Source organism: Paraconexibacter antarcticus, assembly GCF_024220175.1.
In the GTDB taxonomy this organism is placed as follows: Bacteria; Actinomycetota; Thermoleophilia; order Solirubrobacterales; family Solirubrobacteraceae; genus Paraconexibacter; species Paraconexibacter antarcticus.
Genome location: NZ_CP098502.1, coordinates 2,829,650 through 2,853,904, shown reverse-complemented (window position 1 = coordinate 2,853,904; position 24,255 = coordinate 2,829,650). Strand labels below are relative to the sequence as shown.

The 24,255-nt window shown below is 71.9% G+C and carries 19 protein-coding genes; 8 read left to right on the top strand and 11 right to left on the bottom strand.

Going from position 1 to position 24,255, the window contains the following annotated elements:
* The first annotated feature begins 2 nt into the window (after nt 1–2).
* Both panD and panB read left to right on the top strand, forming a co-directional pair.
* Nucleotides 3–395 carry an aspartate 1-decarboxylase gene (gene panD, locus NBH00_RS13995; protein ID WP_254569211.1) on the top strand — a complete coding sequence of 131 codons (393 nt, stop codon included), beginning with the start codon at nt 3–5 and terminating at the stop codon, nt 393–395.
* A 31-nt stretch (nt 396–426) separates the two neighbouring features.
* Nucleotides 427–1,344, top strand: coding sequence for a 3-methyl-2-oxobutanoate hydroxymethyltransferase (gene panB / locus NBH00_RS13990; protein WP_254569210.1), 918 nt, complete (start codon nt 427–429; stop codon nt 1,342–1,344).
* A gap of 77 nt (nt 1,345–1,421) precedes the next feature.
* Here panB and NBH00_RS13985 read toward each other — a convergent pair whose 3' ends face one another.
* Together NBH00_RS13985 and NBH00_RS13980 are read right to left on the bottom strand one after the other, a co-directional pair.
* Nucleotides 1,422–2,507, bottom strand: a complete 1,086-nt coding sequence (locus NBH00_RS13985; protein WP_254569016.1) for an IS630 family transposase — start codon at nt 2,505–2,507, stop codon at nt 1,422–1,424.
* Between the two features lie 268 nt (nt 2,508–2,775).
* Nucleotides 2,776–4,398 carry a coiled-coil domain-containing protein gene (locus NBH00_RS13980; RefSeq protein ID WP_254569209.1) on the bottom strand — a complete coding sequence of 541 codons (1,623 nt, stop codon included), beginning with the start codon at nt 4,396–4,398 and terminating at the stop codon, nt 2,776–2,778.
* Between the two features lie 174 nt (nt 4,399–4,572).
* Here NBH00_RS13980 and NBH00_RS13975 point away from each other — a divergent pair, with 174 nt between their 5' ends.
* The 3 genes from NBH00_RS13975 to NBH00_RS13965 are packed head-to-tail and all read left to right on the top strand — an operon-like array spanning nt 4,573 to nt 6,595.
* Nucleotides 4,573–5,199 (top strand): DUF47 domain-containing protein, encoded by a 627-nt coding sequence (locus tag NBH00_RS13975; protein ID WP_254569208.1) that lies wholly within the window; start codon nt 4,573–4,575, stop codon nt 5,197–5,199.
* A 40-nt stretch (nt 5,200–5,239) separates the two neighbouring features.
* Complete coding sequence (locus NBH00_RS13970) at nt 5,240–6,346, top strand: inorganic phosphate transporter (protein ID WP_254569207.1); 1,107 nt, start codon at nt 5,240–5,242, stop codon at nt 6,344–6,346.
* Nucleotides 6,347–6,349: 3 nt separating this feature from the next.
* A complete protein-coding gene (locus NBH00_RS13965) occupies nt 6,350–6,595 on the top strand; it encodes a hypothetical protein (RefSeq protein WP_254569206.1) in 246 nt (81 codons plus the stop codon).
* A gap of 10 nt (nt 6,596–6,605) precedes the next feature.
* On the opposite strand, the gene NBH00_RS13960 is transcribed toward NBH00_RS13965, so the two are convergent.
* A complete protein-coding gene (locus tag NBH00_RS13960) occupies nt 6,606–7,214 on the bottom strand; it encodes an acyltransferase (RefSeq protein ID WP_254569205.1) in 609 nt (202 codons plus the stop codon).
* Nucleotides 7,215–7,384: 170 nt separating this feature from the next.
* Here NBH00_RS13960 and NBH00_RS13955 point away from each other — a divergent pair, with 170 nt between their 5' ends.
* Complete coding sequence (locus NBH00_RS13955; RefSeq protein WP_254569204.1) at nt 7,385–8,833, top strand: RNA polymerase sigma factor; 1,449 nt, start codon at nt 7,385–7,387, stop codon at nt 8,831–8,833.
* A 397-nt stretch (nt 8,834–9,230) separates the two neighbouring features.
* Here the strand turns inward: NBH00_RS13955 and uvrA are convergent, their stop codons facing one another.
* From uvrA to rpsA, 7 genes are all read right to left on the bottom strand, one after another.
* The gene (uvrA, locus tag NBH00_RS13950) at nt 9,231–12,143 is read right to left on the bottom strand and encodes an excinuclease ABC subunit UvrA (RefSeq protein WP_254569203.1); all 2,913 of its coding nucleotides are present in this window, start codon (nt 12,141–12,143) and stop codon (nt 9,231–9,233) included.
* Nucleotides 12,144–12,232: 89 nt separating this feature from the next.
* On the bottom strand, nt 12,233–13,234 hold the full coding sequence (locus NBH00_RS13945) for a DivIVA domain-containing protein (protein WP_254569202.1): 1,002 nt from the start codon (nt 13,232–13,234) through the stop codon (nt 12,233–12,235).
* A 76-nt stretch (nt 13,235–13,310) separates the two neighbouring features.
* A complete protein-coding gene (locus NBH00_RS13940; RefSeq protein ID WP_254569201.1) occupies nt 13,311–14,120 on the bottom strand; it encodes an HhH-GPD family protein in 810 nt (269 codons plus the stop codon).
* Nucleotides 14,120–16,147: an excinuclease ABC subunit UvrB gene (uvrB, locus tag NBH00_RS13935; protein ID WP_254569200.1), complete on the bottom strand. Its 2,028-nt coding sequence runs from the start codon at nt 16,145–16,147 to the stop codon at nt 14,120–14,122. Before uvrB ends, NBH00_RS13940 begins: the two co-directional genes overlap by 1 nt.
* Nucleotides 16,148–16,283: 136 nt before the next feature.
* Nucleotides 16,284–16,973, bottom strand: coding sequence for a lytic transglycosylase domain-containing protein (locus NBH00_RS13930; RefSeq protein ID WP_254569199.1), 690 nt, complete (start codon nt 16,971–16,973; stop codon nt 16,284–16,286).
* A 25-nt stretch (nt 16,974–16,998) separates the two neighbouring features.
* Nucleotides 16,999–17,607 carry a dephospho-CoA kinase gene (gene coaE / locus NBH00_RS13925; protein WP_254569198.1) on the bottom strand — a complete coding sequence of 203 codons (609 nt, stop codon included), beginning with the start codon at nt 17,605–17,607 and terminating at the stop codon, nt 16,999–17,001.
* Nucleotides 17,608–17,689: 82 nt separating this feature from the next.
* A complete protein-coding gene (rpsA, locus tag NBH00_RS13920) occupies nt 17,690–19,210 on the bottom strand; it encodes a 30S ribosomal protein S1 (protein WP_254569197.1) in 1,521 nt (506 codons plus the stop codon).
* Nucleotides 19,211–19,281: 71 nt separating this feature from the next.
* Between rpsA and NBH00_RS13915 the strand changes: the two genes are divergently transcribed.
* Together NBH00_RS13915 and NBH00_RS13910 are read left to right on the top strand one after the other, a co-directional pair.
* Nucleotides 19,282–20,505, top strand: a complete 1,224-nt coding sequence (locus tag NBH00_RS13915) for an NAD(P)/FAD-dependent oxidoreductase (RefSeq protein WP_254569196.1) — start codon at nt 19,282–19,284, stop codon at nt 20,503–20,505.
* A 165-nt stretch (nt 20,506–20,670) separates the two neighbouring features.
* Nucleotides 20,671–21,561, top strand: coding sequence for a putative endonuclease domain-containing protein (locus tag NBH00_RS13910; RefSeq protein ID WP_254569195.1), 891 nt, complete (start codon nt 20,671–20,673; stop codon nt 21,559–21,561).
* Nucleotides 21,562–21,570: 9 nt separating this feature from the next.
* On the opposite strand, the gene polA is transcribed toward NBH00_RS13910, so the two are convergent.
* On the bottom strand, nt 21,571–24,198 hold the full coding sequence (gene polA / locus NBH00_RS13905) for a DNA polymerase I (protein ID WP_254569194.1): 2,628 nt from the start codon (nt 24,196–24,198) through the stop codon (nt 21,571–21,573).
* Nucleotides 24,199–24,255: the final 57 nt, after the last annotated feature.

Genomic DNA, 24,255 nt, shown 5'->3' with positions numbered 1-24,255 from the left:
ACATGCAGCGCACGATGCTGAAGTCCAAGATCCACCGCGCGACGGTCACCGACTGTGACCTCCACTACGTAGGGTCGATCACCATCGATCCCGACCTCCTGGAGGCCGCGGACATCCTCGAGCACGAGCAGGTCGCCATCGTCGACGTCGACAACGGGCAGCGCTTCGAGACCTACACGATCGCCGGCGAACGCGGCTCGGGCTGCATGAAGGTCAACGGTGCCGCCGCCCGCCTCGTGCACCACGGCGACACGATCATCGTCATCTCCTACGGCCAGTACGACCGGCAGGCCATGGAGACGTACGAGCCCCGCGTGGTGCACGTCGAGAAGAAGACGAACCGCATCATCACCGTGGACGACGCGGTGGCCACCCTCCTCTCCGAGCCGCGTTAGCGCTCACCCCTCCCACGTCAGGAGCCTTCTGATGTCCGCCATGCCCGCCCACATGCAGCTGCCGCAGGACGCCTCGCGCCTGCCGGTGACGCTCCCCAGCCTGCTCGAGAAGCAGCGCCTCGGCGAGCCGATCGTCATGGTCACCGCCTACGACTACCCGAGCGCCCGCGCCGCGGACCGGGCCGGCGTCGACCTCGTCCTCGTCGGCGACTCCGGGGCGATGACCGTCCTCGGGTACGAGTCGACCGTCGCCGTGACGCTCGACGAGCTCCTCGTGCTCGCCCGGGCGACCCGCCGCGGTCTGCAGACGCCGTTCCTCGTCGGCGACCTGCCCTTCGGCAGCTACGAGGTGTCGGACGAGCAGGCCGTCCAGACCGCCTTCCGCTTCGTCAAAGAGGCCGGCTGCGACGCGGTGAAGCTCGAAGGCGGCGGCGAGACGTCGGTCACGCGCGCCCGCGCCATCGTCAAGGCGGGCATCCCGGTCATGGGCCACGTCGGCCTGACCCCGCAGACGGCGACCGCGCTCGGCGGGTACAAGGCGCAGGGCAAGAGCGCCGGCGACGCCGTGAAGATCGCCCGCGAGGCCATCGCCCTCCAGGAGGCCGGCTGCTTCTCGATCGTCTTCGAGGCCATCCCGTCCGCGGTCACCGAGGCGATCATGCCCCGCATGGAGATCCCGGTCATCGGCATCGGCGCCGGCCCGGCCACCGACGGCCAGGTGCTCGTCTTCCACGACCTCCTCGGCATCCGCGAGGGCCGCGGCGCGAAGTTCGTCCAGCGCTACGGGGATCTGCTCGACGAGATGGCCGCGGGCGTCGCCGCCTACGCGGACGACGTGCGCACGCACCGCTACCCCGGTCCGGAGCACGGCTACGCGATCGAGGTGTCCGAGCTTGCGGAGTTCCGGGCGGTCTTCGGCGACACCGGCGTCGAGGGTGCTCCCGTCTAGCGCCCAGGTACCCGGCCCGGACTCCGAGCGGAGTTCCGGGCGGTCTTCGGCGACACCGGCGTCGAGGGTGCTCCCGTCTAGTGTTCTGATCGGTTAGTTTCGTTGCAGCGGATGGCGATGGATTCGAGGATCTCGTCGCTGCTCTTGGTCCAGGTGAACGGTTTGGGGTCCTCGTTCCAGGTCGCGACCCAGTTGGTGATGTCCATGTTCAGCTTGCGAACTGAGCGATGAGCTGAGCGCTGCAGCAGCTTGCGGGTCAGCTCGGCAAACCAGCGCTCGACGAGGTTGATCCAGCTGCTGCTGGTCGGGGTGAAGTGCAGCACGAACCGGGGGTGCGCTTTGAGCCAGCGCTGGATTGCCGGGGTCTTGTGCGTGCTGCTGTTGTCGAGGACCAGGTGCACGTCCAGGTCGGCCGGGACGGCCTTGTCGATGCGCTGAAGGAACTTCTTGAACTCGACGGCGCGGTGGCGCTGGTGCAGTGCGCTGATGACCTGCCCGCTTCTCACGTCCAGCGCGGCGTAGAGGCTTGAGGTCCCGAAGCGCTTGTAGTCGTGGGTCACGCGCTCAGGGGTCCCGGGGCGCATCGGCAGGATCGGGGCGGTGCGGTCCAGTGCCTGGATCTGGGACTTCTCATCAACGCACAGCACGACAGCTCTTTCGGGCGGGTTGAGGTAGAGGCCGACGACGTCGTGGACCTTGTCGACGAACAACGGATCCTTGGACAGCTTCCACTTCTCCTGGCGGTGCGGCTGCAACCCGTACGCGTGCCAGATCCGCAGGACCGCGTTCTGCGTCAGGCCGGCCTCCTTGGCCATCGACCGCGTCGACCAGTGCGTGGCGTCCTTGGGCGTGGACTCCAAAGTCTTGACCACCACCGCCTCCACATCCTCATCGGTGATCGTCCGCGGGCGCCCCGGACGCGGCTCATCCAGCAGCCCGTCCACGCGCCGCTCGACAAACCTGTTGCGCCACCGCGTGACCGTCGGCCGGCTCACACGCAACCGCTGCGCGATCTCCGTGTTCGTCCGCCCGGCCGCCGCCTCCAACACGATCTGTGAGCGCTGCGCCAACCCCCGGGCGCTCTTGCGGCGCCGCGCGAAGCCCTCCAGAACGGCGCGCTCCTGGTCGGTCAACACGATCTCACGGGCGGCAGCGATAGGCATGAAGTATCCATGCCCCCGCTGCAACAGAACTAATCAATCAGGACACTAGCGCCCAGTTGCCCGGCCCGGACTCCGAGCGGAGTTCCGGGCGGTCTTCGGCGACACCGGCGTCGAGGGTGCTCCCGTCTAGCGCCCAGGTACCCGGCCCGGACTCCGGGCGGTGTTCGGCGACATCGGCGTCGAAGGCGCGCCCGTCTGACCCGGGCTGCGGAACCTGAATGAAGGTTCAGGGGGCTCCTGACCCACGGAACCTTCGTTCACCTTTCCGTCAGCGCTTCCTCGGCTGCTCGTCGTCCGTCTCGCCCATGAGGCGGACGACCTGCGCGGCGATCGCCGTCGCGCTGGCCTGGAGGTCCGGGTTCTCCGCGCGGTGGCGGGCCTGGACCGACTGCAGCGACGTGCGCTCGGTGATCTGCCGCTGGGCCTGGGTGACGTCGGTCTCCAGGCGCCGGCCGAGGTCGCGGACACGGTCGCTCAGCGCCTTGACGACCTTGGCGAGCTCGGCCGAGTCGGCGGCCGCGGTGTCCGCCTCGGCACGCGCGAGGGACAGCAGCGCGGCGGCCTGCTCGCGGGCGGTGCGGATCTGCTCGCGCACCTCGGCGCGGGCCGCAGCGAGCTCGTTCTCGGCCTGACGGCGCAGGTCCCCGCCGTCGCGGCGCCCCTCCTCGACGAGCCGGGCCGCCTCGACGCTCGCGTCGTCGAGCCTGCGCTGGACTTCGGCGAGCGCCTCGGCCTCGCGCTGCGCGAGCCGGGCCTCGACTTCTTTGTCGACGGCCTGGCGCGACTTCTCGATCTCCTCGCGGGCGGCCGCCTGCTCGGCGTCGATCTCGGCCCGCAGCGCCTCCGCCGCCGCGGCCGTCTGGGCCTCGAGGTCCGCGCGCTCGCGCTCCAGGCGCTCGTCGGCCTGCTGCTGGATGGCGGCGCGGTCCCGCGCGAAGCGCTCCTGCAGCTCGTGACGCTGCGCGTCGAGCTCGGCCTTCAGGTCCGCGCGCTCGCGCGCGGCGGCGGACTCGAGCTCGGAGCGCAGCCGCTCGATCTCGGCGCGATGCTCCTCGACGGTCTCGACGGCGCGCGCCTGGGCCTCGTCGGCGGCGGTCGACGCCTCGGTCCTCGCCTCGGCGACAGCACGGTCGGCCTCCTCGCGCGCGTCGGCGACGGCGCGGTCCGCCTCGGCGCGGACCTCGGCGAGGACCCGTTCGGAGCGGGCCTCCGCGTCGGCGCGGAGGGCGGCGGTCTCGGCGCGGGCGCCGTCGGCGTCGGCCGCGGCGGCGATCGCCTGCTCGCGGGCCGCGTCGGCCTCGGCACGCAGCGCGTCCGCCTGCTCGTGGGCGGCGGCGACCTCGGCGCGGAGCGCGTCGGTCTGGCGGCGGAGGGCCTCGGCCTCCCGGCGGGCGGCCTCGGCCTCGGCACGGGCGGCGCGGGTCTCGGCGTGGGCCGCGGCGACCTGCGCGCGGACGGCCTCGAGCTCGCTGCGGTCCCGGTCGGCGGTGCGGCGCGCCTCCTCCGCCTCCTCGGCGCGGCGGGTCGCCTCCTCCTCGGCGGCGACGCGCTCGGCGGCGGCACGGGCAGCCTCGGCCTCGGCGGCCTCGCGGGCCTCCGCGACGCGGGCGGCCTCCGCCTCGGCGGCGCGGGCGGCGCCCTCCACGTCGTCGGTGCGGGCGGGCGGCGTGGCGGGGGTGGCGGGCTCAGCAGCGGACGGGGGCGGCGCCGGCTTCGCGACCGGGGCCGCGGCCGCCGCCGCCGCGGGGGCCGCGCCGCGCCCGGAGGACATGTCGCTCACGAACGGACGGTGCTCGACGGTGAGCTCCCACCCGCGGGCGCCGCCCGGGAGCACGATCTGGCGCTCGGAGACGACCTCGACGCGCCCGAAGCGCACGGTGAGATTCGCCATCAGGGCCCCCCTGTCGGGCCCGGTGACGGTGACGGTGGAGGCCTTCGCGTTCACAGACGCCAGACCGTACCGGCATCACGCCCACCGCGGTGGGACGAGGGTTGCGGTCCCGATGGCTCCGCGCGCACCCGTCACACGGCTTTCACCTGACGTTCACAGTAGGCTGGCCGCGCCATGGCACGCCTCTCCCAGGTCTTCGCCCCCAAGGACCGCGAGTTCTTCGATCTCTTCGAGGAGGCCGCGGGGAACGCGGTGCGCGGGGCCGACCTCCTCGATCAGATGCTCCGCACCTGGCCCGACAACCCGGACCTCGCCCGCGAGATCCTCATCGTCGAGCAGGAGGGCGACCGCATCACGCACGACATCATCAAGCGGCTGAACAACACGTTCGTGACGCCGATCGAGCGTGAGGACATCCTCGAGCTGACGAGCTCCCTCGACGACATCATCGACTTCACCGAGGAAGTCTCCGACTACATGGGCCTCTACAAGATCGAGGCCCCGATGGAGCAGTCGCAGCGGATGGCCCACATCCTGCTGCAGGCGACGCGGCAGATCGCCGAGGCGATGCCGCGGATGCGGGACTTCCGCGACATCAGCCACTACACCGTCGAGGTCAACCGCCTCGAGAACGACGGCGACCGCCTCTGCCGCGAGGCCATCGCCTCGCTCTTCGACACCGGGATCGACCCGATGGTCGTGATCCGGTGGAAGGACATCTTCGAGCGTCTCGAGGACGCGATCGACGCCACCGAGCACGTCGCGAACGTCCTCGAGGCGATCGTCATCAAGAACCGCTGACCTCGCGCCGACCGGCTGTCCCCCCTCCCCGGCCCCGCCCGTGCACTCGGACATCATCCTCGTCATCGTCGTCGTCACCGCCCTCGGGTTCGACTTCACGAACGGCTTCCACGACACCGCGAACGTCGTCGCCACCGGCATCTCGACGCGCGCGCTCCCGCCGAAGCTCGCCGTCACGCTCGCCGCGATCCTGAACTTCGTCGGCGCGTTCCTCTCCCTGAAGGTCGCCGCGACCGTCGGCAAGGACATCGTCGACTCCGGCTCGATCACGATGACGATCGTCTTCGCCGGCCTCATCGGAGCGATCGCCTGGAACCTCATCACGTGGTATTTCGGGCTTCCGTCGAGCTCGTCGCACGCGCTCATCGGCGGGCTCGTCGGCGCGTCGTTCGTCGCCCACGGCGCGGATTCGATCCTCGGCGAGGGCCTGCTGAGCAAGGTCGTCATCCCGGCGCTGATCGCCCCGGTGCTCGCGTTCCTCGTCGCCGGGCTGTCGATCCTCATCACCTACCGGGTCGTCGGGCGGCTCAGGCCGGGCCCCGTCAACCGCGGCTTCCGGCTCGGCCAGTGGGCCTCCAGCGGACTGCTCGCCCTCTCCCACGGGACGAACGACGCGCAGAAGACGATGGGCATCATCACGCTCGCGCTCGTCGCCCACGGCTCGATCGACCCGAACCACTTCCACGTGCCCACCTGGGTCGTCGTCTCGTCGGCCAGCGCCATCGCGCTCGGGACCTACTCGGGCGGCTGGCGCATCATCCGGACGATGGGGAGCCGCATCATCAAGATGGACCCCGCGCAGGGCTTCGCCGCCCAGGGCGCCGGCGCCGCCTCGATCCTCGCCGCCTCGCACGCGGGCTTCCCGCTCTCCACGACGCACGTCATCTCCGGCGCCGTCATGGGGTCGGGCGCGGCGAAGCGGCTCAGCGCGGTGCGCTGGGGCGTGGCGGGCAACATGATGGTCGCGTGGCTGCTCACCATCCCGGCCGCGGCGATCATCGGCGGCGCGGTCTACGGCGTCACGTCGATCTTCGGCGACGGCGCAGCCGGGCCGCTCGTCGTGTCCGTCGCCTCGCTCGTGCTCCTCGCGAGCCTGTTCGCGCGCCGTGCCCGTCGCGGCTCGATCCTCACGGCGGCGGAGGGCTGACCCGTGTTCGTGCTCGCGAAGCTCATCGACACCGAGGCGCTGTGGCAGACGATCTGGTCCGGCGCTCTCGCCGGCATCGGGGTCAGCGTCGTCTTCGCCCTCACGATCCTCGGCGCGACCCGCTCCACGGACATGCGCCAGGCGGACCGGCCCGCCGCGGCCACCGCCTACGCGGTCCTCGCCGCGGTCTCGTCGCTCGCCTTCCTGGCGATCATCGCCTACGGCGTGACGATCATCACGACGAAGTAGGCATCCGCGGTCACCCCGCCGTGAGCGGGGCCTCGGACTCGGGGTAGGTGATCGTCTTCAGCACCTTCGCCGGCGCGCCCGCCGCGATCGAGAACGGCGGGATGTCGGTCGTGACCACCGAGTTCGATCCGATCACCGACCGCTGCCCGATCGTCACCCCGCTCGTGACGACGACGTTCGCCCCGCACCAGACGTTGTCGCCGATCCGCGTCGGCCCCTTGGTCGTGAAGCCCTGCCACGGGACGGGCACGGCCGGATCGTCGAAGCGATGGTTGCCGTCGGTGACGAAGCAGCCGTTCGCGAACATGCAGTGGCGGCCGATCTCCACGAGCTCGACGGCGGCGACCTGCACGCCGAGGTTGAGGAACGACCCCTCGCCGATACGGATCCGTCCCGGGTCGGGGCAGGTGAGCCACACGCCGGGCTCGAGCATGACCTGCGGGCCGAGCTCCAGCCGCCCCGCGCGGAGCGCCTCGAGGACGTTGCCGTGCACCGGCCAGCGTGTGAACGCCTCGCGCCGGGCGAACTCCCAGTGGATCTGCGCGCGCGCCCACGGCAGCGAGGAGCGCTGGTACCAGCGCCATTTCTGGAGCCACAGCCGGGCCTGTGCGGCGGTCATCGCCGAAGGCTCGCAGACCGCCCGGGAGATCGGCACCGCGACCGTGTGATCTTTCCCGCGCCCGCGTGTCTCAGGGATCGGGCCCGGTCAGGCCCCGACTACGACCAATGTCCCATGGGCCGGGGCTGGCGCCCCGGCCGCTGTACGGTCATCCTCGACACGTCCTTCCGATGCAGCCCCGCCTTCTCAAAGAGCCCATCCGCCTCGCCGGTCAGCCGCTGCTCCGCCTGCAGTCCGACGAGCGTCTCGTCCGCCTCGTCCAGGACGGCCACGGACCGGCGTTCGGCACGCTCGTCGATCGCTACCGACCGGCCCTGCTCCGGTACTGCACGAGGCTCGTCGGCGAGCAGCGCGCGGAGGACGCCGTCCAGCAGACCTTCGTCAACGCCCACCGCGCCCTGACCGAGCACGACGTCACGACGACCGACCTGCGCGCCTGGCTCTACCGCATCGCCCACAACGCCGCCGTGAACCTGCTCCGTGGTGAACGCGAGGGCTGGTCGCTCGACGACCCGGCGGCCGCGGGCGCGACGCTCAGCCGCGGCAGCGACGACGTCGCCGACACCGTCGAGCGCCGCGAGCACCTCGAGCGCACGCTCGCCGCGATCTCCGCGCTCCCGGCCGCCCAGCGCGACGCGCTCGTCCTCCGCGAGCTCGAGGGGCGCTCCCACGCCGAGATCGCCGGCGCCCTCGGGGTGACGGCGGGGGCCGCCCGCCAGCACCTCATGCGGGCCCGGGCGGCCGTGCGCGCCGCGGCCGCGGCCGCCACGCCCTATCCGCTGCTCACCCGGATCGCCGAGGCCATGAGCGCCGGGCCCGCCGGGGAGCGCACCGCCGCGGCCGCCGGGGCCGGGCTCGGCGCCGGTCTCGCGAAGCTCTCGGCCGGCCTGCTCGCCGGCGGCGCCCTCGCCGGCGGCGCGGCGGTCGGCACCGGCGTCGTGCCGTCCCCCCTGCACCACCGTCACCACGCGCCGGCGCGGGTCCAGGGCGCCGCGCCCGCCCCTCCGGCGGTCGCCACGGACGCGGCGAGCGCGCCCGCGCCCGCGCCCGCGACCCCCGTGCCGGTCGCGCTCACCGCGAAGGCCCCGGCGCCGCACGGCTCGTCGTCCTCCCACCGCCGCGGCGGCGGTCGGGGCGGCCGTCACCGCTCCGGCGACGACAGCGGCGACGGCCGCACCCCGTCGCACTCGTCCTCAGCGGGCTCGTCCGGATCCGGCGAGGACCGCACCTCGGGCGGGGGCGGCGCCTCGCACGGCGGGGCCGGGCGCGACGACGGCGGGTCGCACCACTCGGGTTCGACCTCTTCCTCCGGCGGGTCCTCGGGCTCCTCGGACGATCGCGGATCGGAGGGCTCCGGCACGCCGTCGGGTGGCTCCGGCTCCTCGTCCGAGGGTTCGGGCGACACCGCCACGACGGCCACGACCTCCGGCGCCCCGTCGACCTCGGGCGGCTCCGGCTCCGGCTCGTCGGACGCCTTCGAGGAGTCCCCTTCCGGCAGCACCACGACCGTCCCCCTCACCACCTCGGCGTCAGGCACCTCGGGGTCCGCGTCGGCCGCCGCGTCGGGGTCGGGCACGTCCGGCGGCTCAGGCTCGTCGGACGACGGTCTCGATCCCTGAGGCCCGCCCCGCCCCCGTCCCCCGGCCTCCCGGGCGCGGTATAGGTCGAAAACAGACCCACCTGGACGGATAGCCTATGGGGTGAAGACCCCAGGTGGCCGACGATGTCCGTGTCCACTGAGGACGGTCCGGGCGAGACATCCGGATCAGCGACTTCGTCCCCGCCTCGGCGGGGGCGCCGACCGTGTTCGCTCTCGGGGTGGGAGCGAACCGACCCCCCGGCCACGCCTTCGGGCCCGGCCGGACCGGACGGCGGTTGCGTGGGCCCGTACGGCATCCCGTGGCCGTACGGAGCCCACGTGGCCCCTCCGCGACGTCTCACCGTGTCCGGCGTGGACCCCGCCGGGCGCCGCGGTGTCGCGGCCGCGGCGCACCGAGACGAACGGCCCTCCCCGCGCTACGCGGCGGCCTTCGCCTTGCGGGCCGGCGGCTTCGGCATCCGGCGGCTGGCCTTCACCTCGGCGGGGACGACGAGATCGCGCAGGAACTGCCCCGTGTAGGACGCGGCGACCGCGGCGACCTCCTCGGGCGTGCCCTGGGCGACGACGGTGCCGCCCTCCTCCCCGCCCTCGGGACCCATGTCGACGAGCCGGTCGGCGGTCTTGATGACGTCGAGGTTGTGCTCGATGACGACCACCGAGTTGCCCTGGTCGACGAGGCGGTGCAGGACGACGAGCAGCCGCTGGACGTCCGCGAAGTGCAGGCCCGTGGTCGGCTCGTCGAGGATGTAGAGCGTCCGGCCGGTCGCGACCTTCGACAGCTCCGTCGCGAGCTTCACGCGCTGGGCCTCGCCGCCGGACAGCGTCGTGGCGGGCTGCCCGAGCCGGATGTAGCCGAGGCCGACGTCGTTCAGCGTCTCCAGGCGGCGGCGGATCTTCGGGATGTTCTCGAAGAAGACGACGGCCTCCTCGACGGGCATCGCGAGGACGTCGGCGATCGACTTCCCCTTGAAGCGGATGTCGAGCGTCTCCTTGTTGTACCGCTTGCCGTGGCACTGCTCGCAGGGGACGTAGACGTCCGGCAGGAAGTGCATCTCGATCTTGATCTGCCCGTCGCCCTTGCAGACCTCGCAGCGCCCGCCCTTGACGTTGAACGAGAAGCGGCCGGCCTTGTAGCCGCGGGCCCGCGACTCCTGTGTCTTGGAGTAGATGTCGCGGATGACGTCGAACAGGCCCGTGTACGTCGCCGGGTTGGAGCGCGGGGTGCGCCCGATCGGCGACTGGTCGATCGCGATGATCTTGTCGACGGCGTCGAGACCGAGGACGGCCGTGTGCGCGCCCGCCCGCTGGCGGGCCCGGTGCAGCTTGTTCGCGACGGCTTTGTAGAGGACCTCGTTGACGAGCGTCGACTTGCCCGAGCCCGACACGCCCGTCACGCAGGTGAGCGTCCCGAGCGGCACGCGCACGTCGACGCCCTTGAGGTTGTGCTGCTTCGCGCCGCGGATCTCGAGGTGGCCGCTCGGCTTGCGGCGCTTCTCCGGCACCGGGATGACCGACGTGCCCGCGAGGTGCTGCCCGGTGAGCGACGCCTTCACGAGCGCGATCTCGTCGGCCGTGCCCTCGGCGACGACGTGGCCGCCGTGCTCGCCCGCGCCCGGCCCCATGTCGACGATGTGGTCGGCGGCGCGCATCGTCTGCTCGTCGTGCTCGACGACGAGGACGGTGTTGCCGAGGTCGCGCAGCCGCTCGAGCGTCCTGATGAGCTTCGTGTTGTCCCGCTGGTGCAGGCCGATCGACGGTTCGTCGAGCACGTAGAGGACGCCGACGAGCGCGGAGCCGATCTGCGTCGCCAGGCGGATGCGCTGCGCCTCGCCGCCGGACAGCGTCGCCGCCGCACGGTCCATCGAGAGATACCCGATGCCGACGTTCTCCAGGAACCGCAGGCGCTCCTCGATCTCGCGGACGATGAGCCGCGCGATGTGGCGCTCGGTCTCGGTGAGCTGGACCTCGTCGAGCCACGTCATCGCCCGCCGCACGGAGAGCGAGCAGAACTCGTGGATCGCCGTCCCGCCGACGAGCACCGACCGCGACTCCGGCCGCAGGCGCGAGCCCTTGCACGCGGGGCACGGCACGACGGCCATGAACTCCTCGATCCGCTCGCGGATCTGCTCGGAGTCGGTCTCCCGGTAGCGCCGCTCGAGGTTCGGCATGACGCCCTCGAAGCGCGCGTTGTAGGACCGTGTGCGCCCGTAGCGGTTCTTGTACGTCACGGGGACGCGATCGTCGCCGAGCCCGAAGAGGTAGAGGTCCTGCTCCGCCTGGGGCAGGCTCTGGAACGGGACGGTGCGGTCGATCCCGTAGGCGTCCGAGATCGCCTCGCCGATCTGGTCGTAGTACTGCGAGCTCGAGTTCGCCCACGGCGTGATGGCGCCCTCGTCGAGGGACAGCGACGGGTCCGGCACGACGAGCCCCGGGTCGATCTCCATCATCGAGCCGAGGCCGGTGCAGCGGTCGCAGGCGCCGTGCGGCGAGTTGAAGGAGAAGATCCGCGGCTCGAGCTCGGGCATCGAGGTGCCGCAGTTCAGGCAGGCGAACTTCTCGCTGAAGGTGAGGACCTCGCCGGCCGTCCCCGCGGGCGCGTCGCGTCCGGGCAGGATCTCGACCTCGATGATGCCGTCCGCGAGGGCGATGGCGGTCTCGATCGAGTCGGCGAGCCGCTTGCGGACCTCGCCGCGCATGACGAGGCGGTCGACGACGAGCGAGATGTCGTGCTTGAACTTCTTGTCGAGGACGATCTCCTCCTCGAGGCCGCGCAGCTCGCCGTCGACCTTCGCACGGGCGTACCCGTCGGCGCGGAGGTCGGCGAGGAGCTTGCCGTACTCGCCCTTGCGGCCCCGGACGATCGGCGCCATGACCATGAAGCGCGAGCCCTCCGGCAGCTCCATGACCTGGTCGATGATCTGCTCGACCGACTGGCCCGCGATCGGCGCGCCGCACTTGTAGCAGTGCGGGTGGCCGATCCGCGACCACAGCAGGCGCAGGTAGTCGTAGATCTCCGTGACGGTGCCGACGGTCGAGCGCGGGTTCTTCGACGTCGTCTTCTGGTCGATGGAGATCGCGGGCGAGAGCCCCTCGATCGAGTCGACGTCCGGCTTGTCCATCTGCCCGAGGAACTGGCGCGCGTAGGCGCTGAGCGACTCGACGTACCGGCGCTGCCCCTCGGCGTAGATCGTGTCGAAGGCGAGCGACGACTTCCCCGACCCCGAGAGGCCGGTGATCACCGTGAGCGCGTCACGGGGCAGCGTCAGGGACACGTCCTTGAGGTTGTGCTCCCGGGCGCCCGAGACGACGATGCTGTTGGCCTTCGACATGAAGACATAATCCTAGCCGCCCGAACAGACGTTCCCCTGCCTGCATGCTGACCGGAACCCCGCAATCTGCGGGGTTCCGGCCGACCGTCTCACCCCTCGACGGTCGCGAACGCCTCGGCGACCAGCGCCGCCCGGTCCGGGAGGTCGAAGTTGTCGCGCAGGTAGGCGTCGGTCTCCTCGCGGCTCGCGCCGTTGAGGGCCATGTTCAGCGCGATGAGGCGGGCACCGTCGACGTCCGCCTCCCCGCCCGTGCCGGCGTCGGCCGCGGGCTCCGCGGCGGGCGCCGCGTCGGCGTACGGCTCGTCGAGGACGGACCCCGTGCGCTCCTCGCGCGGCGGGACCGGCTCGGTCGGGGTGAAGAGACCCGGCGGGATGATCGGGGCCTCCACGTGCGGGGACGGGTCCGGGGCCTCCTCCGGGATCGGCGGCAGCGACCGGACGGGCTCCTCGGCGGCCGGCTCCGGCGGCGCCGGCCTGGGCTCGGGCGGGGTGGCCTTCGGAGCGGCGGCCTTCGGAGCGGCGGCCCGCGGGGCCTCCGCCGCGGCGGGCGGCGCGGTGGCGCCGGCCGCGTCGTACAGCTCGCCGAGGTTCCCCTGCAGCAGCGAGAGGTCGGCCCCGAGGCGGTTGGCCCCGGTGCGCAGGCTCTCGACCAGGGCGGTGATCTCGCTCTCCATCGCGTCGACCCGCTGCAGCATGAGCGACGTGGCCTCGCCGACGGCGCCGACGTGGTCCTCGCTGCGGTCGACGGCGTCGTCGCGGGTGGCGCGCGCGGCGGCCTCGGCCTCGCGGCGGATGCGGTCGGCCTCGGCGTGGGCCCCGGCCTCGATCCCGGCGGCGCTCGTCTCGGCGGCCTCGACGATCGCGCGCACCTGCTCGGACGCCGCGATGGCGAGCGACGCCGGGCTGCTGCGCGGGGTCGGGGCGGCGCCGGCCGTGGCGGGGGCGGCCCCGCCACCGGCGGCGAGCTCGGACCGGAGGCTCTCGACCTCGGCCGCGACGCGCTCCAGGTGGGCGTCGACGGCTTCCGGGTCATAGCCCCGGCGGGCGATCGGGAAGTCCTTCTTCTCGATGGATTGGCGATCCAGGGCCACGTGTTTGCTCCTCGTCAGATACCGGGCGGGCTACGACGGCGCCGCGCCTCCCGGGTCAGATCAGCTCGCGGCAACCCTACCGAACGACTGCGCCGGGCTCGCCGTCCGCCAGCGCCACCGTGCTGCCCTCCCGCCGGAGCAACCCGTCCCGCACGAGGCCGTCGACCGCGGTCGCCAGTCGCTCCGGATCGATGTCCTTCGGCAGGTCCTCCCCGGCCGTGAGGGCCGCGACGACGCGCCCCCGGACCCAGCGGTTCGTGTCCTCGAACCGGACGCCGGCGCCGCGGGCGCCGCGCGCCGTCACGACGACCTGCCCGGCCGACCCGCACCACGGCGCCGCCGGGCACGCGTCGCAGGCGGCCCGGCGCGCGCCGCACACGAGCGCCCCGAGCTCCATCGTCGCCTGGTTCCAGGTCGCCGCGTCACCGGCCGGGACGAGCTCGTCGGGCGTCCCGAGCCCGATCCGCCCGGCGACGCGCCGCACGTTCGTGTCGACCGCCGCCACCTGCTCGCCGAAGGCGAAGGACGCGACGGCCGCCGCCGTGTAGGGGCCCACGCCCGGGAGCGCACGCAGCCCCGCCGCCGTCCGGGGCCACCCGTCCCGCGCGACCACCGCGCACGCGTCGCGCAGCCGCAGCGCCCGCGAGTTGTAGCCGAGGCCGACCCACGCGCCGAGGACGTCCGCCACCGACGCCTGCGCCAGCGCGTCCTCCGTCGGCCAGCGCTCGAGCCACGCCTCGTAGCGCGGGACGATCCGCGCCACCTGGGTCTGCTGCGACATGACCTCGCTGACCAGGATCGCGTAGGGGTCCGTCGTCCGGCGCCACGGCAGGTCGCGCCCGGCCTCCGCGTACCAGGCGAGGACGGCGCCCTGCAGCTCCCGCATCAGTCCGAGGTGACGCCCGCGTTCTGCAGGCCCTTGAGCTCTCGGTTGAGGTCGCGGATCTCGTCGCGGAGCCGCGCCGCGTACTCGAAGCGCAGCTCCTCGGCCGCCGCGAGCATCTCCTCCTCGAGCTCGACGATCGCCTTCTCGAGGTCCTGCGGGGCGCCGCTGCCGACGTCCTTGCGCTTGCGCTCGGAGCGTTTGCGGCCCTTCGGCGTCTTGCCCTCCGCCTGGAGGAACTCGGCGATGTCGCTGACGCCCTTGGAGATCGTCGTCGCGGTGATGCCGTGCTCCTCGTTGTAGGCGAGCTGGATCGCGCGGCGGCGGTCGGTCTCCTCGAGGGCCGCCTTCATCGCCGCCGTCTCCTTGTCGGCGTACATGATCACCGCGCCCTCGGAGTTGCGGGCGGCGCGGCCGATCGTCTGGATAAGCGACGTCTCGCCGCGGAGGAAGCCCTCCTTGTCGGCGTCGAGGATCGCGACGAGCGACACCTCGGGCATGTCGAGCCCCTCGCGCAGGAGGTTGACCCCGACGAGCACGTCGTACTCCCCCAGCCGCAGGTCGCGGATGATCTGGATGCGCTCGAGCGTGTCGATCTCCGAGTGCAGGTAGCGCACGCGGAACCCCATCTCGAGGAGGTAGTCCGTGAGGTCCTCGGACATCTTCTTCGTGATCGTCGTGACGAGGACCCGCTCCGAGCGGTCGGTCCGCAGCCGGATCTCGTTCATGAGGTCGTCGATCTGGTTCTTCGTCCGGCGCACCTCGACGGACGGATCCACGATGCCGGTCGGGCGGACGATCTGCTCGACGACCTCGCCGGAGTGCACCCGCTCGTACTTGCCGGGGGTGGCCGACACGAACACGATCTGCGGCGTGATCGAGAGGAACTCGTCGAAGGTCTGCGGCCGGTTGTCCATCGCCGACGGCAGGCGGAAGCCGAAGTCGACGAGGGTGCGCTTGCGCGCCTGGTCCCCCTCGAACATCGCGCCGATCTGCGGCACCGTCTGGTGGGACTCGTCGAGGAAGCAGACGAAGTCGTCGGGGAAGTAGTCGATGAGGCAGTACGGGCGGTCGCCACGGGCGCGGCCGTCGAGGATCGCCGAGTAGTTCTCGATCCCGTTGCAGAAGCCCATCTCCTTGAGCATCTCCATGTCGTACTGCGTGCGCTGGCGCAGGCGGTGGGACTCCAGGAGCTTGCCCTCGGCCTCGAGCTCGGCGCAGCGGTCGTTCAGCTCGCGGCCGATCGCGGCGACGGCGGCGTCGATCGTGCCGTCGCGCACGTTGTAGTGGGACGCCGGCCAGATCGCGACGTGCTCGAGGTCGTCCTGCACGAGCTCGCCGGTGAGCGGGTCGAACTCCTGCAGCCGCTCGATCTCGTCGCCGAACAGCGTCGCGCGGTAGGCGGTCGAGTCGCTGTAGGCGGGGAAGATCTCGAGCGCCTCGCCCCGCACCCGGAACGAGCCGCGGCCGAGCGCGACGTCGTTGCGCGTGTACTGGATCGTCACGAGCTTGCGCAGCAGCTCGTCGCGGTCGATCTCCGCGCCCTTGACGAGGTTCTGCAGGTTGTCGTCGTAGGTCTCCGGCGACCCGAGGCCGTAGATCGCGGACACCGAGGCGACGATGATCACGTCGCGGCGGGCGAAGAGGGCGGCCGTGGCGGCGTGGCGCAGGCGGTCGACCTCCGCGTTGATCGCCGAGTCCTTCTCGATGTACAGGTCCTTCGACGGGACGTACGCCTCGGGCTGGTAGTAGTCGTAGTAGCTGACGAAGTACTCGACGGCGTTGTCCGGGAAGAACGTCCGGAACTCGTTGCAGAGCTGTGCCGCGAGCGTCTTGTTGTGCGCCATGACGAGCGTCGGTTTCTGCAGCCGCTCGATCGACGCCGCCATCGTCATCGTCTTGCCGGTGCCCGTGGCGCCGAGGAGCGTCGTGTAGCGGTCGCCCGCCTCGACGTGCTTGACGATCGCGTCGATCGCCTTCGGCTGGTCGGCGGCGGGGCTGTAGACGCTGTCGAGACGGAACGGAGGCACGGTCCAGGCAGCGTAGCGGTGGGTCGGGACCGTGCCGCCCGGCAGGCCGCGCCTGCGGTCAGGTCGGGTCCGCGATCACCGCGGCAGCGACGCGGGCGGCGCGAGGCCCCCCGGCCCGGCCCGGCCCGGCCCGTGCTCAGCGCAGGCCCAGCTCGGAGGCGTAGTTGGCGCGGTAGTCGTTGCGTGCCTGCAGGACCTTCTCGACGTAGGCCTTCGTCTCCGGGAACGGGATGTCGCTCACCGTGAACGTCCGGTCCTCCGCCTGGGCCTGCCGGAGCCACTTGTCGACGTTGCCCTGGCCCGCGTTGTAGGCGGCGAGCACGAGCGTGTCGTTGCCGCCGTAGCTGCGCTCGAGCCCGCGGAGGTAGTAGGCGCCGTAGCTGATGTTCACCTGCGGGGTGGCGAGATCCTTGACGTCGAAGGCCGACCCGCCGGAGCGGCGCGCGATGTCCTTCGCCGTCTCGGGGGTGAGCTGCATGAGGCCGAGCGCGCCGGCGCTCGACGTCTGCCCGTCGCGGAAGTGGGACTCGGCGTAGATGACGCCCGCGATGAGCGCCGGGTCCAGGCCCTTGTCCTTCGCCTGCTGGCGGATGATGTCCTCGTGGCGCAGCGGGAGGGTGATCTCCTTGAGCTTGTCGCCGAAGTGCGGCAGGACGATCGCGGCGAGGCCGGCGCTCGCGACGATCGTGAGGAGGACGACGAACAGCCGCCGGCGCCGCTGGGGGGCCCGGGACCGTACGCCGGCGCGGCGACGGTCCTCCGCGGAGGGGCGCGGCTTGGCGGGGCGCCGCTGGGCGGCGCGCTGGGAGGCGGATCGGGTGGTCACGGTCGGCGGCGGCGTCGGCGTCGACTCACAGTCTGCCGAGCACGGAGGACAGTGCCTCCTCGAGTTCCTCGACAGTTCCGGAGTTTGCGACGACATACGTCGCCCGGTCGGCTTTCTCCTGCTGGGTGAGCTGCGCCGCGGCCCGTTCGTCGACAGCATGGTGACCACGCGCGGAGGCGCGCTCCGCGCGTACGGCCTCGTCCGCGACGATCGCGATCGTCGCGTCGTAGGCCTGCTCCATCCCGGCCTCGAAGAGCAGCGGCGTCTCGACGACGGCGGCGGGGACGTCGGCGCCGCCCGCCCGCGCGGCGTTCGCGGCGGCCCGGAAGTCGACGACCTTCTGCGCGACACGTGGCCAGATCTGCTGCTCGAGCCACTTGCGCTCGCCGGGGTCGGCGAAGGCGTGCTTGGCGACCTCGCCGCGGTCGATGACGCCGCCGGGCGCGACGCCGTCCCCCCAGCGCTCGACGACGAGCGCGCGGAGCTCCGCGTCGTCCGTGTAGAGCTCGTGGACGACCGCGTCGGTCGAGAGGGTCATCGCGCCGAGGCGCCCGAGGGCGGCGAGCGCGGTGGACTTGCCGGACCCGAGCCCGCCGGTCAGGCCGATGAACGGGACGGTGAGGTCGGCGGGCATGAGGGGTGTCCGGCCCGGCCCCCGTCGCGATGATGCGTCGCGACGGGGTCGGGCGGTGCGGGACGTCCGTCCCGCTTCAGGACTACTCGGCGGCGGGCGCCTCGTCCTCGGTGGACTCGGCGGGCGCCTCGAGGGTCTCCTCGGCGGGGACCTCGTCGGCCGTCTCGGCCGCGGGGGCCTCCTCGGCGGGGGGGGCAGCCTCCTCGGCGGGAGCCTCCTCGACCTCGGTCGCGGCGGCCTCCTCGGCGGGAGCCTCCTCAACCTCGGTCGCGGCGGCCTCCTCGGCGGGAGCCTCCTCAACCTCGGTCGCGGCGGCCTCCTCGGCGGGGGCCTCCAGCGTCTCACCCAGCTCGTCGACCGGCTGCAGCGTCGGGACGTTCGGCGGCGAGGAGAAGACCTCCTCGCTCAGACCGAGGTCCGAGACGTCGTCCAGGTCGGAGTCGAGCAGACCCTCGATCGGGCGCAGCGGCAGCACCTGGCCGTCGACGCGCTTGACCGACAGCGAGAGCCGGCGGCGCTCGGAGTCGATCTCGAGGATGCGGACGCGGACCTCGTCACCGGGCTGCACGACCTCACGCGGGTTCTCCACGTGGTGGTTGGCGAGCTCGGAGATGTGGACCAGGCCCTCGACGCCGTCGAGGATCTCGACGAAGGCGCCGAACGTGACGACCTTCGTGACCTTGCCGGCGAGCTCGTCGTTCACGTTGTACGTGTCGACGACGCGCTGCCACGGATCCTCCTGCGTCTGCTTGAGACCCAGGGAGATGCGCTGGCGGTCCCGGTCGATGTCGAGGACCTTCACGGCGACGGTGTCACCGATGTTGAGGATCTCCGACGGGTGGTTGACGTGCGACCACGACAGCTCGCTGATGTGGATGAGGCCGTCGATGCCGTTGAGGTCCACGAACGCGCCGAAGTCGACGATGTTCGAGATCTGGCCCTCGACGACGAGGCCGGGCTGCAGGCGGTCCAGGATCTCCTGGCGCTGCTCCTTGCGCTCCTCCTCGAGCACCGCACGGCGGCTGAGGACGACGTTGTTGCGCGAGCGGTTGAGCTCGATGACCTTGCACTCGATGGTCTGCGACATGAACTCGTCGAGGTTCGCCACGCGGCGGATGTCGACGAGCGACGCCGGCAGGAAGCCGCGGACGCCGAGGTCGATGATGAGGCCGCCCTTGACGACCTCGATGACGAGGCCCTCGACGGGCTCGCCGCTCTCCGCGGCTGCCTCGATGCGGCGCCAGGCCTTCTCGAAGCGCGCGCGCTTCTTGGAGACGATCAGACGCCCGTCCTGATCCTCCTTGGTGAGCACGAGGACGTCGACTTCCTCGCCCATCGTCACTTCTTCGTTCGGATCCACGTTCTTGCGGATCGAAAGCTCGTTGGAGGGGATGACCCCCTCGCTCTTGTAGCCGATGTCGACGAGGACCTCGTCCTTGTCGATGCGGACGACCTTGCCGCTCACCACTTCACCCTCTTCGAAGAGCGTGAACGTTGCGTCGTAGTTGGGGACGATCTGCCCGTCGATTTCGAGGAGCAGGCCGTCGGAGCCGGGGACGATCTTGGCTTCCGACGGAGTCGTAGGTGTGATGGTCTGGGTCATGAACGTTTCAGGGTAACGGTTTGCGCCACGACGAAGCCGTGCGGTGAGCACCCCGGATAAGGTCCCTGGCGATGCCGGTCAGAGCGACGAAACGAGGCGAGGAGCGCACGCCCCTCGAAGGCGACTACGACGTGCTCGTCTGCGGGGCGAGCTTCGCGGGGCTGACGGTCGCGCGGGAGCTCTCCGGCAGCGGTGCGAAGGTCCTCCTCATCGACCGCTACGACATCGGCGAACGGCAGACCTCGGCCTGCGCCGCGCCCACCGAGTGGCTCGAGAACATGGGCCTCTCCGCGTCCATCGTCCAGACCTTCTCGGACCTCGTCATCCACCGCGGCCAGGAGAAGGGCGGCCGCCGCGCGACGAAGACCTACCGCTGGGCGCTCCCGTGGACGTTCTCGACCTTCGACTACAAGAAGATCTGCGCCCTCCTGAAGGAGCAGTCGCCGGACGTCCCCTTCGAGCACGCGAAGGTCGACGGCATCACCCGCGGCGGCGCGATCCACACCGTCCACACCGACCGCGGCGACCTGCGCGCGCCGCTCGTCGTCGACGCGCTCGGCTGGCGCCGGGTCCTGTCGTCCTCGCCCGACGCGATCCAGCCGCCGAACGCCCGCCTCTCCCGCGGCCTCGAGGTCCACCCCAAGGTCGCCGACGCGCAGGCGCGCGACATGGAGCTGTGGCTCGACTGCGATTACATCCGTCCCGGCTACTCGTGGGCCTTCCCCGCGGGCGACGAGGTCCGCGTCGGCGTCGGCTCCTTCGACCCGGACGTGAAGGTCAAGCGGCCGACCGTCGACCTCGCGAACGACATCGGCGTCCCGCTCGACGGCTACCAGGGCAACTGGATCCCCCACGTCCTGCGCGAGGCGACCGACGACGGCGTCTTCATGGTCGGCGACTCCGCCGGCCACTGCCTGCCGACGACCGCCGAGGGCATCCGCACCGCCCTCTACTTCGGCCTCGCGGCCGGCCGCGAGCTGCGCGCCGTCGTCGACGGCCGGCAGTCCCGCGGGCAGGCCCTGGAGCGGTACTCCTCCTTCTCCGCCGACCACTCCTTCTCGTTCAAGTGGCTGTGGCGCGTGCAGGGCCTCTTCAGCTGGCTGAACAAGTACCCGGTGATGGACACCGCGCTGGACATCATGGACCGCCCGTCCTTCGTGCGCTGGTCGTTCAACCACTACCTCGCGATCGCCCCGCCGTCCTTCGCCCTCGAGTCCTCCTGGCCCGAGTCGCGCCCGCCGGCGAACGCGGAGGCGGAGCCGGTCGCCGCGCCCCGCACGCTCGCGGCGGCCTGACGCACTCCCGTCGCACTTTCGGCGCAACCATGCGGTTGTGCTGTTGCAGGATCAGGCCGCACGATGGGAGTCGTGCCGCACGAAGACCCGGTCATACGCGCACTTTGTGCGGGTCACCCACCCTGGGGCCAGGTCGCTGTCGTCGCGGCCCGGCAGGAGAATGTCGTGCACGTCCGCCAGCTCAGCGACTGCGGACTCACGCGACACGCGATCGACGTCGCGACCGACCGGCGGCTCCTGCGGGTCGTCCACCGCGGCGTGCGGGCCGTCGGACCGGCCGCCCTCTCGCCGCGCGGCCGACACTGGGCCGCCCACCTCGCGGTCGGGCGCGAAAGTGCCTTCACCGACCTCAGCGGGGCTGGTCTCCTCGGGATCCGCCCGTGGAACGGCGAGATCCACCTGGCGGCGCCGACACACCGCCGCGGCCACGACGGGGTCACCGTCCACCACGTCGCGGTGACGCCGTCGATGATCTGCCGGCGGCATGGCCTCCCGGTCCTGCGTGCGGAGCACGTCCTGTTGGATCTCGCTGCTCGCCTCGCGCCCGATCCGCTCGCGATCGCGCTCAACGAGGCGCTCAGCCTCCGGCTCACGACCGTCGAGCGCGTCGCCGGCGCGATCGACCTCCGTTCGGGGCACCGCGGCCGAGGTGCCCTGTCCGCGGCCGTCGACGCCGCCGTCGACGACCCGGGGAGCGGCCGCACCCACGGTGAGTTCGAGGCGCTCGTGCTGCCACTCCTGCGCGCGCTGCCGCTCCCGCCGTACCGGCGCAACGAGCTCGTGGAACTCGCCGACGGACGTCTCGCGAAGGCCGACCTCTTCTTCGCCGAGCTCGGGGTGCTCGTGGAACTCGACTCCCGGACGTGGCACCAGCAGCGCCTGGCCATGGACAGCGACCGCCGACGGGATCAGCAGGCGCTCGCCGTGGGCCTCGTCACCTTCCGCGTCACCTGGCGGCATGCGACGAGGGAGTGGGACCGGGTCAGCGCGGACCTCCTGGCGCTCCTCCGCGCCCGCGGCCACGCACGAACTGCAGGTATGTCGGGGCCTTCGTGAGCCTCCGCCCTACTTCGCGTCCATCCACGACACCCCGTACCCCACGTCGACCGCCAGCGGCGGCTCGTAGGGCCAGGGCTTCGTCATCGTCTCGACGGCGAGGGCGGCGACGGCGTCGGCCTCGGACTCGGGGGCCTCGAAGACGAGCTCGTCGTGGACGGTGAGGATCATGCGGGCGGCGAGACCGGAGGCCGCGAGGGCGCGGAAGGCCTCGATCATCGCGAGCTTCATGACGTCCGCCGCCGTCCCCTGGATGACGGTGTTGACGGCGAGGCGCTCGCCGAGGGTGCGCACCTGGTAGTTGCGGGCCCGGAGCTCCGGGATCTGGCGGCGGCGGCCGTAGAGCGTCGTGACGTGGCCGTCCTCCTTCGCCTGCGCGATCGTGTCCGCCATGAACTGCGCGACCTTCGGGAAGCGCTCGAGGTACGTGTCGATGAAGGCCTTCGCCTCCTCGCGCGGGATGTTCAGGCGGTCGGCGAGGCCGAAGTCCGAGAGGCCGTAGACGATGCCGTAGTTGATCATCTTCGCCTTCGAGCGGTCCATCGGCGTGAGCTGGTCGGCCGGCTTCTGGAACACCGTCGACGCGGTGGCGGTGTGGACGTCGTCGCCCCGGATGAAGATCTCCTTGAGGACCGGCTCGTCGGCGACGTGCGCGAGGATCCGGAGCTCGACCTGGGAGTAGTCGGCGCTCACGAGGACGTGGCCGTCGGCGGCGCGGAAGCAGCCGCGGATCTCGCGGCCCAGCTCGGTCCGCACCGGCACGTTCTGCATGTTCGGGTTCGTCGAGGACAGGCGCCCCGTCTGCGCGACGGCCTGCAGGAACGTCGTGTGGATGCGGTCCTCGGCGTCGGTGAGGTGCGGGAGGACGTCGAGGTAGGTCTTGGAGAGCTGGTTCAGCTCGCGCCAGCGCTCGATCTTCGGGATGACCGGGTGCTCCTCGCGGATCGCCTGCAGGACGCGGGCGTCGGTGGAGAAGCCGGTCTTGCCGCGCCGCTTGCGCGACAGGCCGAGCTTCTCGAAGAGGACGTGGCCGAGCTGCTGCGGCGACCCGAGGACGAACTCCTCCCCCGCGAGCTCCCACACGTCCCGCTCGAGCTGCCCGATCTCCTCGTCGACGCGGCCCTTGATGAGCGCGAGGCGCGCTTTGTCCAGGCGCATGCCCGCCGCCTCCATCGAGGCGAGGACCCCGACGAGCGGCAGCTCGACGTCGTGCAGGAGGGACTCGAGGCCGCGCTCGGTGAGCTGCTCCCGCTGCCAGGCGGCGAGCGCGCTCGTCAGCAGCGACGTGGCCGCCGCGGGGTCCTCGATCTTCGTCGCCAGGCCGCGCTCCTCGCAGAGCTCGGCGAACGGGTACCCGCGCCGGGCCGGCTCCAGCAGGTAGGCGCCGAGGAGCGTGTCGTGGGCGAGGTTCGGCGGGACCGGGCCGACCGCCTTCGCGTCGTGGACGACGACCGGGCGGTCCCCGAGCGCCGCGATGACCTCGGCCGCGTCGGCGCACGGCCCGGTCAGGACCCCGCCGTCCCCGACCGAGACACCGAACCGCGCCTCGGCGTCGATCGCGAAGAGCTCGCCCTCCGGCGCCTCGGGCACCGTGACCGCGAGCGCGACCTCCTGGCCGGGCGGGAGCACCCGCAGATCGGCGATCGTCGCCTCGCGCACCCGCGCGGTGAGCTGCACGTCCCCGGTGAGCGTCCCGCCGGGGATTCCCTCGCCGATGCCGTCGCCGGGGTGGGCGGGGTCGGGTACACCGAGGGCCTCCTCCAGCCGCGACAGCGGCGCCCGCAGCTCGAAGCGGCGGAAGACCTCGCGCAGCTTCGAGCGGTCCGGCTCGCGGGCGGCCTCGTGCGTCGGGTCGATGTCGACCGGGACGTCGCGCTGGATCGTCGCGAGCTGCTTGGAGAGCCGCGCGTCGTCGGCGTGGTTCGTGAGGTTCTCCTTGCGCTTGGCGCCGGAGATGTTCTCGACGTTGGCGAGGACGCCCTCGAGGTCGCCGAACTGCTGCAGGAGCGTCGCGCCGGTCTTGTCGCCGATGCCGGGGACCCCGGGGATGTTGTCGCTCGTGTCGCCCTTGAGCCCGTAGAAGTCGGGGATGAGCTCGGGCGCGAGGCCGTAGCGGTCGATGACCGCCTGCCGGTCGTAGAGCTTCGTGTCCGTGATGCCGCGACCGGTCGCCATGATCGCGACCATCCCGTCGTCGTCGATGATCTGGAAGGCGTCGCGGTCACCGGTGACGACGACCGAGCGGACGGGCGGGTCGGCCTCGCGAGCGCGCTGCGCGATCGACGCGATGACGTCGTCCGCCTCGTAGCCGTCGACGTGGGTGTTGCGGTAGCCGAACGCCTCGACGATCTCGAGCAGGTGGGGCCACTGCTCCTTCAGCAGGTCCGGGCGGGACGTGCGCTGCGCCTTGTAGTCGGCCGAGAGCTCCTTGCGCCCGGACGAGCCGGCGTCCCACACGACGATCGTCGGCTTCACCCCGTACTCGGTGAGGAGCTTCACGAGCATCGACGCGAACCCGAAGATCGCGTTCGTCGGCTGGCCGGTCGACGTCGCGATCGACTCCGGCAGCGCGAAGAACGCCCGGTAGGCGAGCGAGTTGCCGTCGATGAGGAAGAGCTCGTCAGGTCGGTCGGCCATGGCTCCGCCGACCCTAGCGAGGACCGTGGCCGTCCGGCCCGCGGCGCCCGCCCCGCC

Excerpts from the sequence above, each read along its gene's own strand:
- NBH00_RS13960 (WP_254569205.1), bottom strand. The coding sequence starts at position 7,214 with ATGACCGCCGCACAGGCCCGGCTGTGGCTCCAGAAATGGCGCTGGTAC.
- NBH00_RS13980 (WP_254569209.1), bottom strand. The coding sequence starts at position 4,398 with ATGGCGAATCTCACCGTGCGCTTCGGGCGCGTCGAGGTCGTCTCCGAG.
- NBH00_RS13985 (WP_254569016.1), bottom strand. The coding sequence starts at position 2,507 with ATGCCTATCGCTGCCGCCCGTGAGATCGTGTTGACCGACCAGGAGCGC.
- rpsA (WP_254569197.1), bottom strand. The coding sequence starts at position 19,210 with ATGACCCAGACCATCACACCTACGACTCCGTCGGAAGCCAAGATCGTC.
- polA (WP_254569194.1), bottom strand. The coding sequence starts at position 24,198 with ATGGCCGACCGACCTGACGAGCTCTTCCTCATCGACGGCAACTCGCTC.
- NBH00_RS13915 (WP_254569196.1), top strand. The coding sequence starts at position 19,282 with ATGCCGGTCAGAGCGACGAAACGAGGCGAGGAGCGCACGCCCCTCGAA.
- NBH00_RS13940 (WP_254569201.1), bottom strand. The coding sequence starts at position 14,120 with ATGCGGGAGCTGCAGGGCGCCGTCCTCGCCTGGTACGCGGAGGCCGGG.
- coaE (WP_254569198.1), bottom strand. The coding sequence starts at position 17,607 with ATGCCCGCCGACCTCACCGTCCCGTTCATCGGCCTGACCGGCGGGCTC.
- uvrA (WP_254569203.1), bottom strand. The coding sequence starts at position 12,143 with ATGTCGAAGGCCAACAGCATCGTCGTCTCGGGCGCCCGGGAGCACAAC.
- panD (WP_254569211.1), top strand. The coding sequence starts at position 3 with ATGCAGCGCACGATGCTGAAGTCCAAGATCCACCGCGCGACGGTCACC.
- NBH00_RS13975 (WP_254569208.1), top strand. The coding sequence starts at position 4,573 with ATGGCACGCCTCTCCCAGGTCTTCGCCCCCAAGGACCGCGAGTTCTTC.
- NBH00_RS13955 (WP_254569204.1), top strand. The coding sequence starts at position 7,385 with ATGCAGCCCCGCCTTCTCAAAGAGCCCATCCGCCTCGCCGGTCAGCCG.
- panB (WP_254569210.1), top strand. The coding sequence starts at position 427 with ATGTCCGCCATGCCCGCCCACATGCAGCTGCCGCAGGACGCCTCGCGC.